The 14571-nt window shown below is 33.4% G+C and carries 10 protein-coding genes and 1 pseudogene; 4 read left to right on the forward strand and 7 right to left on the reverse strand.

The window, feature by feature from the left end; translation table 11 throughout:
• Positions 1–31: 31 nt before the first annotated feature.
• Both N534_RS0106905 and N534_RS0106910 read right to left on the reverse strand, forming a co-directional pair.
• Positions 32–1999, reverse strand: a complete 1968-nt coding sequence (locus N534_RS0106905; RefSeq protein ID WP_028891783.1) for a DUF5689 domain-containing protein — start codon at positions 1997–1999, stop codon at positions 32–34.
• A gap of 12 nt (positions 2000–2011) precedes the next feature.
• Entirely contained in the window at positions 2012–4771 is a 2760-nt protein-coding gene (locus N534_RS0106910; RefSeq protein WP_028891784.1) for a carboxypeptidase-like regulatory domain-containing protein, read from the reverse strand.
• A 187-nt stretch (positions 4772–4958) separates the two neighbouring features.
• Here N534_RS0106910 and N534_RS0106915 point away from each other — a divergent pair, with 187 nt between their 5' ends.
• On the forward strand, positions 4959–6014 hold the full coding sequence (locus N534_RS0106915; RefSeq protein ID WP_028891785.1) for an endonuclease: 1056 nt from the start codon (positions 4959–4961) through the stop codon (positions 6012–6014).
• Positions 6015–6054: 40 nt separating this feature from the next.
• On the opposite strand, the gene recJ is transcribed toward N534_RS0106915, so the two are convergent.
• The gene (recJ, locus tag N534_RS0106920) at positions 6055–7740 is read right to left on the reverse strand and encodes a single-stranded-DNA-specific exonuclease RecJ (protein WP_028891786.1); all 1686 of its coding nucleotides are present in this window, start codon (positions 7738–7740) and stop codon (positions 6055–6057) included.
• Between the two features lie 21 nt (positions 7741–7761).
• Positions 7762–8187: an OsmC family protein gene (locus N534_RS0106925; RefSeq protein WP_028891787.1), complete on the reverse strand. Its 426-nt coding sequence runs from the start codon at positions 8185–8187 to the stop codon at positions 7762–7764.
• A gap of 120 nt (positions 8188–8307) precedes the next feature.
• On the opposite strand from N534_RS0106925, the gene N534_RS0106930 reads away from it, so the two are divergent.
• Complete coding sequence (locus tag N534_RS0106930; protein WP_028891788.1) at positions 8308–8898, forward strand: carboxymuconolactone decarboxylase family protein; 591 nt, start codon at positions 8308–8310, stop codon at positions 8896–8898.
• 62 nt (positions 8899–8960) lie between these two features.
• Here N534_RS0106930 and mscL read toward each other — a convergent pair whose 3' ends face one another.
• From mscL to N534_RS14545, 3 genes are read right to left on the reverse strand one after another with little or no spacing between them, the layout of a single operon-like run.
• Positions 8961–9362, reverse strand: coding sequence for a large-conductance mechanosensitive channel protein MscL (gene mscL, locus N534_RS0106935; protein WP_197017701.1), 402 nt, complete (start codon positions 9360–9362; stop codon positions 8961–8963).
• Between the two features lie 51 nt (positions 9363–9413).
• Positions 9414–10517 (reverse strand): alanine racemase, encoded by a 1104-nt coding sequence (gene alr / locus N534_RS0106940; RefSeq protein ID WP_028891790.1) that lies wholly within the window; start codon positions 10515–10517, stop codon positions 9414–9416.
• On the reverse strand, positions 10510–11130 hold the full coding sequence (locus N534_RS14545; protein WP_038005604.1) for a thymidine kinase: 621 nt from the start codon (positions 11128–11130) through the stop codon (positions 10510–10512). Before N534_RS14545 ends, alr begins: the two co-directional genes overlap by 8 nt.
• 101 nt (positions 11131–11231) lie before the next feature.
• Here N534_RS14545 and N534_RS0106950 point away from each other — a divergent pair, with 101 nt between their 5' ends.
• Positions 11232–12122 carry a hypothetical protein gene (locus N534_RS0106950; protein WP_028891791.1) on the forward strand — a complete coding sequence of 297 codons (891 nt, stop codon included), beginning with the start codon at positions 11232–11234 and terminating at the stop codon, positions 12120–12122.
• A gap of 554 nt (positions 12123–12676) precedes the next feature.
• Positions 12677–14571, forward strand: a pseudogene (locus tag N534_RS0106955) (hypothetical protein); the annotation flags it as partial.

Here is a 14571-nt window from a genome sequence, read left to right on the forward strand (position 1 = left end):
TTGGGTTTTTGAGTTTTTATTGAAAGATAAATTATCTTACTCCAATAGAAGTAAAATCATCTTGAGCTTTTACTTCCCACTCTGAGTTAGTTGTATCAGTGCCAGCACTAGAAGTCCAATCAGTGTTACCTTTTGTAATTGAAGCTTTACGAACTAAAGTGTGTTCTTTTGTTCCGTCAGAAACACCAGCAACAGCCCAGAAACTACCTGGGTCTTCTCCAATATTTCCTACCACATCTATCACGGTGCCGCTTTTTAATAAAGCAATTGCATCGTCTCCATTAAAATAGGTAACAGTTGATGTAGTTCCTCCTGAACCAGTGATGGCAGCATCTGATGCTCCTCCATTATAAATTACAATTACTTCACCATCAGCTAAAATATCTTTAATAGTGCTTAAATCGATTGTATTGCCTACCGTAGCAGAACCATTAGCATATAACCCAACAGTATAGTTAGTTAAATCTACATCAGCTCCTGTTCCGTTATAAATTTCAATATACTTGTTGTTAGAACTTCCTTCAGCGTATTCAGAGATAAATAAATCGGCATCACCAGGAGTACTCCCACCACCACAAGTAGTGTAGTCTTCAGTAAAGTTTACATCAGTTTCATTTCTTAAGTAAATTTGAGCAGTACCTTTGTAAACAGTCATAACACCAGTTACTGTTCCTTTTTTATCACTTACGCTGTTATTAGCAAAAGAAGCATCGTTTCTAACATAAGCAGTTAACGGAGTACCATCACATTCAGCAATTAACTCATTATTACCACTATAAGTTTTAGCATTATCATTGAATTGAACACCATCAATTTGTACAAGCTTACCTTCGTAATTACCAGTTAAAGCTTGTGCAAAAGTAATAACTTCAGGAGTTGGTAACGTACCAGTTGTTTGGTTTATGATGCTTGATGGAGAAATGTTTAACTGTAATAAATCATTGTATTCGCTTAATTTAGCTCCTCCAACAGCGATTTCTACTTCGTCTCCTAAGTTTAAGTTGTGGTCTCCACTAAAACGTAAAGCAATACCTGCGGTTGCATCTTGAGCAAATGCACTTAAGGCATGTAAGTTACTAGTAGCTAAATCAGAAGTAATAACTACTTTTATTTTTAAGTTTTTTGTAACTGTTGCTTCACCACTACCTGTATAAAAATCTTTAACTTCACTTAAAGTAGCATCAGTAGGAGGGGTGTTACAGCCATACTCATCAGTAAAGTCAACATCGTTAGTGTCTCTAAGAACTAATTGATAGCTACCTGAAAATTCATCTAAAATAGCAGTAATGCTACCTTGGTTATCAGGAATATAATATTCTTTGAAGCTAACAAACTTACTTGTAGAAATATCAATTTTCTCAAAAGTTTCACAAGAAGTCATAGTTCTTGTAATGTAACTATTATCTTCAGGGTAAGCATATTGTAATCCTTTTGTTGCTGATTGTAGGTTTTCAATCTTTACTAATGTATTGATATGATTTTCAGTTAATTCTCCAATTGTTAAAGTAGTTGGTACTATATCAACGATTTCAGAAGATCTATCTATTTTGCTTACATAATCCTCAGCTCCAATTCTATCAGTACGATTACCAGTACCTTTGATACCTATTTCAAAAGCTGAGTAAGGTTTGCTTAAGGCTAAACCTTTTAGTTTAACATATACTTTTCTTCCTACATTATATCTAGCTCCTAAGTTAGCATCATCAATTTTAATTTCAACTCCTACTGTAGGATTTTCAGGTTTGTCTTGTATAACTAATGTTTTGTAGAAGTTTCCTTCTCTATCATCAGAAATAACATAACCAGAAATAGTAATATCGTCATTAAACTCTACTACATCACCATTGTATTGAGCAATAATTTCGTTTAATGACTTTAAGTTTTCGTATTGTTTGTCTGGTCCTATTGTTGGTAACTCAAAATCATTGTTATCAACACATGAAGCAGAAATTGCAATAAATAAAATTGCAAAAATCTTATATAAGTTTATTTTTTTCATTTTGAATAATTTTTAGAATCTATAGTTTACGTTTAAGAAATAAGTAGTACCTCTACCGTACCAGTACTTGTTTCCGAAAGAAGGTGTTCCGTTAGCGTTATCATCGCGTAATTCGCGATAGTTTGCATTTCTTCCTTGTTCGAAACCTCCTGTTTTATATTCTTGATTGAATAAGTTATTAACACTGGCAAATAGCCCGATGTATTTACCATCACCTACTTTCCAAGATTTTCCACCGATTGCATTTACAACGATATAATCATCAAATTGCTCTTGCTGTAATAATTGTCTTGCTACTATAGGGTCGTATTCTGAAAATGGAGCACCGTCTACATCAGCAATAAAGTTGCTTGTTCTTCTAATAGGAGAAACATCTACATAAGCTTCATCTAAATAGTTAACAGTAGCTCCAAACCACCAATAGTCTGGGTCTCTATATTCAAAACCAAAAGAGTATGCTTTTTGTGGTCCAGCAGCAATTCTGTAATCTTTTAAAGAAGCAGTGCCCATATCTCTTTTACCGTTAACAAAACCTTCTGTATTAGCATTTTCAGTAGTTATTACAAGGTTAGGGTTGTTGTTATAGGTATACTGACCAATATTAGCCGCTCCTTTTAACTTAATTGTTGAAGTTACTTGCGCTTCAATACCTAACTCAACTCCAAAATGTCTTTTATCAATACCGGTTAAAATTTCTTGGATAAAAGCAGAGTTGTCTCCCCCAATACCATCTGCAAAGAAGAAAGAAATTTCAGTAGCGTCTTTAATATCGGTAAAGTACCCTGTAACTTTTGAGGTGATTAATGGACTTCTAAAAATATAACTTACATCTCCTGACAAAATCTTTTCGTTATTTAATTCAGCAACATCAGCAACTGTTAAATTACTTGCTCTTGAGTTAGCAAAAGAATTACGTAATGATGGTGCTTTTGTAATATAACCTCCGTTCACGTCAATTAAATGACGACCAGAAATTTTATAAGTAGCCCCAGCTTTTGCCCCATAGTTAAAGAAATCTAACTTATCAGATTTTCCGTAAGAGTTCGTAGGAAAGTATCCGTTTTGGAATAATCCTTCTCTTTGATGTGTAGTGTTATTAGCTTGACCAGCTAGGTAAAAATCAATATTACTATATTTAAATTGTAATTGAGCAAATCCACCATATATTTCCGAATGGAAGTTATAGTTATACTTGAATCGATCACCTAAACGGATGGTTCTGTTTGGTGTTAATAAGTTGCTTTGTTGTTGGTCAAAAGTATCACCAAAAGTATTTACATCTAAATACCCAGTTGCTCCTAGCATATCTATTGGAGAAGCGAAGTTTTCAGATTTTAACTTTCTGTATTCTGCACTAGCTGTTAATGTAATATTTTCATTTAGTTCAGAAGATAAAATCATGTTGGCTGTTAGTTGCTTGTCATCATTTCTGTCTTCATACAAAATAACACGTGCATTTTCAGGATTTCCTTCGTTTCCAAAGTATAATTCATTCCAATCAATTTGCCCGTCATTTTGGAAGCCAGTTAAGGCTTTATAAGCATTTTCATAATCAGGTCCGTTAGGGTCTGATAAATACCAACTTGGTAATTTTCTATAGTAAGTAGGGTCTGGGTTATTAGCACCGTTATAATCTAAACGACTATTTCCTATTTCACCAAATTGATAACCAATATTAGTATTTAACGTTGTGTTATCAGAAAGATTCCAATAGTGATTTAACATTATAATAGGTTCGTATAATCTTTTTACCCTTGAGTTTCTCATTTTTCCATTTTGATACCCCCAATAAGAGTTATAACGAATTCCTCTAATATCAAAAACTTCTTGAGTGTTAGGTGATGATTTTCCTCTCTCGTTTTCAGCAGCGATAACAGTTAAGTTTAAGCTGTGTGCATCGTTGATTTGTTTTTCAATAGATAAAAAGATAGAGTTAGCATCGTAAAAAGTACCATCAACATAGCCTTCGTTACCAGCTCTTCTACTACCAGAAACAGCTATAGCCCATCCGTTAGCTAATAAACCAGAAGTATAAGTAGCCATTAAACGATGACTATAACTTCTGTTAGAAGAAGCATAAGAAATACGTCCACCCTCACTATACTCAGAAGCTCTAGTGTTGATGTTAGTAGAACCTAAAACACCACCAAAAGCATAGTTTGAAGGAGTTAGTCCATTACTAAATTCTTGATTACGTAATACATCGTTTAAACCTCCCCAGTTACTCCATTGAGGTCTTCCGTTGTATAACTTGTTCATTTCAATACCGTTAATCAAAACTTTACCATTTTCAGAATCTAAACCACGAACTCTGTAAAAAGAACCACTCCATTCAAAAGCAGCTGTACGTAAATAAACGTCTCTAGAAGCTTGTAGTAATCCAGAAATGTTATCTGCAGCACTAGTGTCGTCATTCAACTCATCATCCGTAATAGTGATGGTACTTAAATCTTGATCTTCCGATATATCTTCGTACATGAAGATAGTACCTAAGTCTATTGTTTTTCCAGATAATTCTACTGGAAAGTTTTGGGTTTCATACCCACTTAATGATACCGTTACAATTTGTCTTCCGTCTGGTAAACCAGTTAATGTAAAAGCTCCGCTAGCGTCTGTAACACTAGAAACATTAGCAATTTTTACACTTACAGAAACACCTTGCATAGGATTTTCAGAATCGCTGTTTATTACGACCCCCTTTACAATATTCTGCGCATTTAGGTTTACAAAACCTAGAAATAACAAGAACATTGTTATCGTAAAATTTCTCATAAATGATTGTTTATAAAATATTTAAATTTGTTAACTCCTTTGAGTGTGTTTGCAATCAAAGGGCAACAAAATTAAGAAATTTATAATTATGTTTAGGTTAAGGGAACATTATCAAGAAGTGAATTATCAAAATAATAAAAAACTGAGATAAAAAATTGTTTTATTTTTGCGTGGTAAAATTTATTAAATGAGAAATATAGCTACACTTTTAGTTTTAATTTTTGTTAGTTTTTCTACTTATGCACAACAAGTAGGGAAGAAGTATAAAATAAGAACAGTTGGGTTTTATAATTTAGAAAACCTTTTTGATACAGAAAATGATCCTGATAAGAATGATGAAGCAAGTCCTATCATGGAAATGAAAGGAGATAAAGAAGAGGTTTATTGGGATAAAATAGACAAGCTTGGGGAGGTGATTTCACAATTGGGAGAAGAAAAAGCGAACACCAGTCCTGCAATTTTAGGTGTGGCAGAAGTTGAAAATAAAAAAGTTTTAGAAGATTTAGTAGCGTCAGAAAGATTAAAAAAGAAACGTTACAGTATCATTCACTTCGATTCACCTGATAAAAGAGGAATAGATGTAGCATTATTATATCAACCAAGATATTTTAAGCCAATTCATTTTGAGGCTTTTGATCCTAATATTTATGATCAAAATTATAAAGTTTATACGCGTGATATTTTATTAGTGTCTGGTTATTTAGATGATGAGTTAGTGCACATAATTGTTAATCATTGGCCCTCTCGTAGAGGAGGTGAAGCTAAAAGTAGGCCGTTACGTGAAAAAGCGGCTTATAAAGTGAAACAAATCATCGAAAAAATTAAAGAGAATGATCCAAATCCAAAGGTGTTAATTATGGGTGATTTTAACGATGATCCAATCAATTCTAGTTTTAAATCGGTTTTACAAACTAAAAGTAAGAAGAAGAATGTAGAAGAAGGAGATATTTATAATCCGTATGAAGATATGTTCCGTCGTGGATTTAATACATTAGGTTATAGAGATAATATTAATTTATTTGATCAAATAATGTTTACATCTCCTTTGCTTGATAAAGCAGATAAAAAGGATTTTAGTACTTATAAAATGTTTAAATCAGGAATTTTTAACAAACGTTTTTTAACTGAAAAGAAAGGTCGATATAAAGGATATCCTTTTAGAAGTTTTTCTTACGGAAGATATACGGGAGGTTATAGTGATCATTATCCAGTATATATGTACTTAATTAAAGAAGATAAATAATAAAAAAAGGCTTGCAATTGCAAGCCTTTTTTTATTAGTGTTATTTTAAATCTTTTAACATAAGTTGAATAGAAGTATATCCATTCCAAGTGTTCTCGTCTAAAGTATAGGCAATGTCAAAATCGTTTTGTGTTGACGTTATTTTATCTCCCAAACCAAACCCGATTGCATTGTATGTTTTTTGATCAGAGCCGTAAATGATATTTAGCTTTAAATGACTGCTGTCGGCACCAACTTGTTTTCCGTAACCATTGTCTCTCACAGCTGTAGTGGTAAAAACAGGTTTCATGTTTTGTGGACCAAAAGGCGCCATTTGTTGAATGATACGGAAGAACTTAGGTGTAATTTCTGAAAGGTCTATCTCAGCATCAATAGTAATTTCAGGAGTTAATAAGCTTTTTTCGATAGTAGCGGAAACAACTTCTTCGAACTTATTTTTAAAATTTTCATATTGTTCGGGTAAGAGCGTTAAACCTGCAGCATATTTATGTCCTCCAAATTGTTCTATAAACTCAGAACATGCTTCTAAAGCATTATATACATCAAATCCTTTTACTGAACGAGCAGAAGCAGCTAATTTATCACCGCTTTTAGTAAAGACCAAAGTAGGTCTGTAGTAGGTTTCTGTTAAACGAGAGGCTACAATACCAATAACACCTTTGTGCCAGTTTTCATTAAAAACTACTGTAGTGTATTTCTCTTGTTCGTTGTTGTTTTCAATTTGTAATAAAGCTTCTTGGGTGATAGCTCTATCCAATTCTTTTCTATCTGAATTAAATTTTTCAATAGCAGAAGCAAATTCAACTGCTGAGTCAAAATCCATTTCGGTTAACAACTCAACAGCATAGTTTCCATGTTTCATACGTCCAGCAGCATTTATCCGCGGAGCGATAATAAAAACTACATCAGTAATAGTCAATTCTTTTTTTTGTAGTTGATGAATAATGGCTTTGATACCATTTCGAGGTTGAGAATTGATAACTTGTAATCCGTGATAAGCTAACACTCTATTTTCACCAGTCATAGGAACAATATCAGCTGCAATTGCAGTAGCTACTAAATCTAAATACGGAATTAAATCTTCAATAGTTTGATTTCTTTTTGAAGCTAATGCTTGAATCAATTTGAAACCAACACCGCAACCACATAATTCATCATACGGATAGCTACAATCTACTTGCTTAGGATTTAAAACAGCAACCGCTTTCGGAACTTCGCTTCCTGGTTTGTGGTGATCACAAATAATAAAATCGATATTTTTTTCAGTAGCGTAGGCAACTTTATCAATAGCTTTAATTCCACAGTCTAAAGCTATGATGAGAGAAAACCCATTGTCTTCAGCAAAATCAATTCCTTGAAAAGAAACTCCATATCCTTCTTCATAACGATCAGGAATATAGGTTGCAATATTAGGATGAATTGTTTTTAAGTATGATGACATTAAAGAAACAGCTGTAGTTCCGTCAACATCGTAATCGCCAAAAACTAAAATGTTTTCGTTATTTGCAATAGCTGTTTCAATGCGTTGTACTGCGATTTCCATATCCTTCATTAAAAAAGGATTGTGTAAATCACTCAACGAAGGGCGAAAGAAATGTTTAGCTTCATCAAATGTTTCAATACCACGTTGTACTAAAATTTTAGCCAAGGTTGTGTCAACGGACAATTCTTTGGCTAATTGTTTTACTTTAATCGTATCTGGTTGCGGTTTTAATGTCCAGCGCATAGCAATTTTATCAAAAATAAATTAGTTGTTATGTAAATGAATAGCTGTAGTTACATCAGCAAACTTTCTAAACATTTCCATAACACCACAGTATTTCTCTATAGATAAATCTACTGCTTTATTAATTTTTTTCTCGTCTAAATCGCTTCCGTAAAAATGGTAATCAACTAAAACCTTATGATAGTATTTTGGGTGTTCTTCGGTCAATTCACCAGTAACAACAATTTTAAAATCATCAATTTTAACACGCATTTTTTCTAACATAGGAACAATGTCTAAACCTGAACAACCAGCTAAAGAAGAAAGCATCATAGCTTTAGGTCGTAAACCAGTATTATTTCCTCCATGCTCTTCAGAAGTATCAATAACTATTGGATGTCCACTAGGATTATCACTTTCAAATTGCATGTTTTCCTTCCAAACGGTTGTAACTGTGTTTGTTGCCATATCTTGATAATTTTTTGTTTATTGCGTAAGTAAGTCAATGTACATTTCGACTTAATACATTTAAATAGTAACACAAACTTACAGTAAAAAGTTAGTATTAAAAACTTAAAAAATAAATCTATGCCTTTAGTAACTCCTTTAGATCCAAACCACGATGTTGAAACCAAACAACTATCCGATTTTTATAATGAAACATTAGGTTTTTGCCCTAATTCAGTGTTAACCATGCAACGACGTCCAGAAATTTCCAAAGCTTTTATCAATTTAAATAAGGCAGTTATGGCAAATCATGGTCGTGTAACTTCAGCATTAAAAAGAATGATTGCTTGGGTAAGTAGTAATGCTACGGGTTGTCGTTATTGTCAAGCTCATGCAATTCGTGCCGCAGAACGTTATGGTGCAGAACAAGAACAACTAGATAATATTTGGGAATATAAAACACACCCTGCCTTTTCTGATGCGGAGCGTGCAGCATTAGATTTTTCATTAGCAGCTTCAATGGTTCCGAATATGGTGGATGAAAAAATTAAAGAAGAATTATATAAATACTGGGAAGAAGGTGAAATTGTTGAAATGTTAGGAGTAATTTCTCTCTTTGGGTATTTAAACCGTTGGAATGATTCTATGGGAACAAGTATAGAAGATGGTGCAGTGGAAAGTGGAGAACAATATTTAGGAAAACATGGTTGGAATAAAGGAAAGCATGTATAAATGAAATTATCAAAAATAAAAAAGCTCGCAATTGCGAGCTTTTTTATTAAGTATTTAATAGATTATTTTTTTAATAAATCTCTAATTTCTGCTAATAACTCTTCTTGGCTAGGTCCCTTTGGAGCTTCTGGTGCAGGTTCTTCTTTTTTCTTCATAGCATTTACAGCTTTTACAACCATAAACATTACAAAAGCTACAATAATAAAGTCGATAACATTGGTTAAAAACTCACCATACATTATAGCAACTTCTCCTGTTATTTTACCAGCCTCATCAGCTACACCTTCTTTAAGAACGTATTTTACGTCTTTAAAATCAGCCTTGAAAATAAGTCCAATTAAAGGAGAAACAATTCCTCCAGTAAAAGAAGTTACCACTTGTTTAAAGGCAGCACCCATTACAAAACCTACTGCAATGTCTACTAAATTACCTTTCATTGCAAAGTCTTTAAACTCTTTAAGCATTCCCATATTTTTGATTTTTAATAGTTAATTGAATTGAAAAGTATAAAAAAATTAGCGTTTTACCAATCTTTTTATACGTTGCGATAAAGCAGTAAGTATTTCATACGGAATAGTTTCACTCTTATGAGCCATGTATTCCACATGTTGTTGATGGTTAAAGATAATAACTTCATCTCCTTCGTTACAATCAATTTTTGTAACATCAACCATAATCATATCCATACATACATTTCCTATAATAGGAGCTGGTTGATTATTGATGAAAACAAAACCATTTTTATTACCTAATCTTCTCGAAATACCATCCGCATGACCAATAGGGATTGTAGCGCTTCTAGTAGTTTGACTTGCAACAAAAGCTCTATTGTAACCAACGGTTTCACCGGGTTGAATCAAGTGAATTTGAGAAATAATAGATTTTAAAGTATGAGTGTTTTTTAATTGAGCAGTCTCTTGGTCATCGTTTCCAAATCCGTACAATCCTATTCCTAAACGAACCATATCAAATTGTGCTTGTGGGTAATTGATAATTCCAGAAGTGTTTAAGATATGAATCATTGGTTCGTAGCCTAAATGCTTGTAAACTTGTTTTACTATATATGCAAAGTTGTTAATTTGTCCAACAGTGAAATCTCTTTCATAAGGGTCTTCACTAGCGGCTAAATGAGAAAAAATCGATTCTACTTTAACATTATTTGATTTTTTTAATTCAGCAATTAAAGCAGGTACATCTGTGTGCCAAAACCCTAATCTATTTAATCCAGTATTAAACTTTATGTGAATAGGGTAGTTCATCAAAGGAGTTTCGTCGGCTAGTTTCATAAAAGCATCAAAGATTTTGAAACTATACAAGCTAGGCTCAAGTCGATATTTTACAATTTCCTCTAAATTTTGAATTTGAGGTTGTAAAACTAAGATAGGAGTTTTGATTCCTGCTTCACGTAAAGCAATTCCTTCGTTTGAATATGCTACGGCAAAATAATCAACCTGATCTTGTACGATTTTGGCAATCTCTACAGATTCGCTTCCATATCCATAAGCTTTAACTACTGCCAAAATTTTGGTTTGAGGTTGTAGCTTTTGTTTAAAATAAGCAAGGTTGTGTAGTACAGCTTGCGAATCAATTTCTAAAACGGTAACGTGATTATTATTCATTGTTGGTTTCTTCTTCTTTTTTATTATGAGCTTGTAGCTCTTTCATGGCTTTGTAGTAAGCAGCTCTACTTAATGGTTCATATTCTTGAGTTTCTCCTAAGAACACTAAGTCATTACTTTGTGCTTTTCTGTAACTATAATGGGCTAAATTTCCTGTACGAGTACAAACAGCATGCACTTTGGTAACATACTCTGCAGTAGCCATTAAAGCAGGCATTGGGCCAAAAGGTTTCCCTTTAAAATCCATATCTAAACCAGCAACAATAACACGAACTCCTCTATTCGCTAGGTCGTTACACACGGCAACTATTTCATCGTCAAAAAACTGGGCTTCATCTATACCTACCACATCAACATCGTTAGCTAACAACCGAATATTAGAAGATGCAGGAACAGGTGTAGAACGAATTCTATTTTCATTATGTGATACTACTTCTTCGTCATCATAACGAGTATCAACAGCGGGTTTAAAAATTTCAACGCGTTGTTTGGCAAACTGCGCACGTTTAAGTCTACGAATTAATTCTTCGGTTTTACCCGAAAACATTGAGCCACAAATTACCTCAATCCAACCAAATTGTTCTGTGTGATTTACTGTATTTTCAAGAAACATTTTGTAATTTTAAGCTCTAATTATTGATTTTTGTATTACTTTCGAATGAGGAACAAATTTATTAAATTTTAATAGCAAAAATTCAAATCAAACGACAACTTATGCACAAAAAACTAGCATCAGATTTAACCAGTTTAGCACACAGTATCTTACAAATGAAAAACAAAGAAGATGTGTTTGAGTTGAAGCAAAAGGCATATGAAGTTTACGAAAAACTTTCGGTTTTAGCGTATGTAGAAGAGTATATAAATAACACCCCTAATCCTTTAAAATCTAAAGAAGAGTTGTTGCATGATATAGTGTTGGCTGAAGAAAAACAAAAAGAAGAAGTTTTGGCCAATAATTTATCAGTAAAAGAAACAGTTGTTAATGATATAAAGGAAGAAATTACAGAAGTTGTTGAAGAAGAGGTAAAAGAAGCTGTTCAAGAGTTGAATGTAGAAGAACCTTTGGAAAAGGGAAGAGTTGTACATCATCTAGAAGAAGATTTACAAGAACAATTAGAGCAAGAGGCTGATGAAATAGCGGATAATATCATTGAAGCGATAGAAGAAGAAACTATTATAGAAGATATAATAGAACAACCTTTTGATGAACTAGAAGAGTTGTTGCATGGTGACAGTGATGTGAAAAATGACGTAAAGGATGTCGGAGAAAGAAAAACACCAACTTTAGAAGATGAATTACAAGATACCATTTCAGTAGATGTAATGACAGATTTGTTTACCAAAGCAGAACCTAAAAAAACGGTAAACGACTATTTTCAAAAAACAATACAAATTGATTTAAACGATAGAATTGCTTTTGTGAAACATTTATTTGATGGTGATCAAAACGATTTTAATAGAGTTATTTCTCAATTAAATACATTTAAAACAGAAAAAGAAGCGAAAAAGTTTATCAGTAAAATGATAAAACCAGACTATGATTGGTCAGCTAAAGAAGAATACGAAAACAGGTTATTAGAAATCATAGAAAGAAGATTTGCTTAAGATAGCATAAACATTTGTTTCTAAGTTCTCGAAACATTTTAGAATCTAAAAAAGCCATCATTTTTAATTAAAGATGATGGTTTTTGTTATTTAAAAATAAATGAGATTAATAAAGTATAAGCATACTATTAAAGGGTTTTCCCTGAAAATAGAATTTAGAAGTTAAAAATAAGTTCAAGGCTCCGCAAGATTTAAATCACTTGCAGTAGGGTAATTATATTATAGGGGAAAACCCCTTTTTTCTTGTAAGAGATAATGAATTAAGTTGTTAAACATGTGTTAATTGCTTAATTTTACACTCGCTCAAACTCCTTAATTGAGCAATTACCTCTTAAATAACGGACGGCCCTCGTACCTCTCTTAATTGCTACCCCTCATAATTTAAAATAGTTATTTAATAACCTTTCGAAAAGATGTTTTACAGCTAACTTAACTTTTGTTGGCTAGGTGAGTAACCCCTTTAATTGTATATAATTAAAGAATAATACTATGTAAAATATTACAATATGTTGCTTAACGACACAAAACCTGCCTGTAAAGGGGAGAGGTTAAAAATGTTTAAAAACTGCATTGGTGAAAATTTAAAAAGATACCGAAATAGTATGACGGGTTTTTTTGTCGTGCTTTTTTTGTTTTCAGTAAATGTAGTGAATGCACAATTGGTAAACACCGAATCTTCTGTTCAAGCTAATTTTGGTATTGATGCAGATGTGTATTCAGGAATAGTATCCTTTCCAAATGGAGCAGTCTTCCCGTTTGGAACAGATGATTGGTTTTTAGGAGACTCAGGGAAAGGGGTGATAGATGAAACTCCTACAGCAGTTACAGCTAATTTGTTGGTAGATGATAATGCTTCTGCAGAAATAAGAATGAGTGTTCCTATCTACACAGTTGTAGATGGAAGACTTTGGATTGATGCTGTATTTATTCGAGATCAAAACGCTCAAGGAAATAATACAGATTCAAATGTATTCACAGGAGGTTCAGATAAAAATAATGATAACCCAAATACATGGACAATTACAGATGCCTCTGTACCACAAAAGAACGATATTATAGATGTTTTTGGGCATTTGCGAAGAGAAGGAGCTACGGTGGGGACAGACGAATGGGCTTTTTTAGGGGCATCAACAAGAAATGATAGCGGAGATAGTTACTTAGATTTTGAATATTTTAGGAAGAAAGTAAATTTAGTAGGAGGAACTATTCAATCGGTTGAAGATTTATCGGCAACAGGGGGTAGAACTCCTTATTTGTTTAATCCAGATGGTTCCGTGTTACAACATGGAGATATAATTCTTTCTATTAATTACGCAAATGGTGGGGCTAATGCAATTATTAAACTATATGTTTGGGTAGAATTAGTGGGGGTTCCAGATTCTTATTTTGATACGCACAATACATTACCTTTTAGACCTTTTGAATTTAAACAAGATAATAATGGTTATGTACAGTATGATGGAGGAAATGGAGCAGGAAATTACGGGTATGCAGAAATACAATTAAGACAAGGAGCGCCTGACGCAGTATTCTCTCAAGTAAATGATGGTGGTCCAGTACCAGCGGGTCCTTGGGGAACGATAAACAAAGGGGGAAATATAGTGTCAGATTACCAACAAACTACATTTGCAGAAATCGCGATTAATGCTTCTGCATTAGGGTTCGATTCTAGTAGTTCGCCTGGTATAGACTGTATTAGTCCATTAGGAAGTGTAATTGTAAAAACAAGATCGTCTGATTCATTTACAGCAGAGTTAAAAGATTTAGCAGGACCTTTCGATTTGGCAAATACTCCAGAAGTTACTGTTGAAATAGAAGGAGAAGATATAGCATGTACAGAAGAAAGCATAACATTAACTGCAACAGCAACGCCAGAAGGAAATACCTTTGCCTATGTGTGGTATAAAGATGATGTAGAGCTTGAAGGAGAAACAGGAAATACTCTAGAGGTTACTGAAGCAGGTACTTATAGAGTGGCAGCCACATTAACGTTTGCACCAGGTATTGTAGGATGTACGGCAGAAGATGAGTTTGAAGTGAATGGAGAGCCTTTAATTCCATTAAATCAAGTTTGTCCTGACGATAAAACAATTCCAGAATGTACATCACAAGAAAGTATAAATAGTGAATTTAGTACTTGGTTGTCTGGGTTCTCAAATTCAGGAGGAAATGGAACAGTTGTTGAAAAATATTATGTTAATGATCAAGAGGTAGATATTAATACTCTTGAGGCACCAGATGATTGTGGAGGAAGTATCACAGTAAAATACGAAGTTTCTGATGAATGTGAGCAGGTGAAAACTTGTGAAAGAACATTTACTGTAACACCAGATGAAACCAATCCAGAGATTATAGACGTAGCAGATTATAAGCTAGAAGGCTGTAATACGCCATGGCCAGTAAACCTAACGACTGATTGGACAGACAACTGTTCAGCAGGCGGACAAGG

Origin of the sequence: Tenacibaculum sp. 47A_GOM-205m, assembly GCF_000518405.1 — a bacterium.
GTDB classification, from domain to species: Bacteria; Bacteroidota; Bacteroidia; order Flavobacteriales; family Flavobacteriaceae; genus Polaribacter; species Polaribacter lutimaris.

Excerpts from the sequence above, each read along its gene's own strand:
- N534_RS0106905 (WP_028891783.1), bottom strand. The coding sequence starts at position 1,999 with ATGAAAAAAATAAACTTATATAAGATTTTTGCAATTTTATTTATTGCA.
- N534_RS0106910 (WP_028891784.1), bottom strand. The coding sequence starts at position 4,771 with ATGAGAAATTTTACGATAACAATGTTCTTGTTATTTCTAGGTTTTGTA.
- N534_RS0106915 (WP_028891785.1), top strand. The coding sequence starts at position 4,959 with ATGAGAAATATAGCTACACTTTTAGTTTTAATTTTTGTTAGTTTTTCT.
- recJ (WP_028891786.1), bottom strand. The coding sequence starts at position 7,740 with ATGCGCTGGACATTAAAACCGCAACCAGATACGATTAAAGTAAAACAA.
- N534_RS0106925 (WP_028891787.1), bottom strand. The coding sequence starts at position 8,187 with ATGGCAACAAACACAGTTACAACCGTTTGGAAGGAAAACATGCAATTT.
- N534_RS0106930 (WP_028891788.1), top strand. The coding sequence starts at position 8,308 with ATGCCTTTAGTAACTCCTTTAGATCCAAACCACGATGTTGAAACCAAA.
- mscL (WP_197017701.1), bottom strand. The coding sequence starts at position 9,362 with ATGCTTAAAGAGTTTAAAGACTTTGCAATGAAAGGTAATTTAGTAGAC.
- alr (WP_028891790.1), bottom strand. The coding sequence starts at position 10,517 with ATGAATAATAATCACGTTACCGTTTTAGAAATTGATTCGCAAGCTGTA.
- N534_RS14545 (WP_038005604.1), bottom strand. The coding sequence starts at position 11,130 with ATGTTTCTTGAAAATACAGTAAATCACACAGAACAATTTGGTTGGATT.
- N534_RS0106950 (WP_028891791.1), top strand. The coding sequence starts at position 11,232 with ATGCACAAAAAACTAGCATCAGATTTAACCAGTTTAGCACACAGTATC.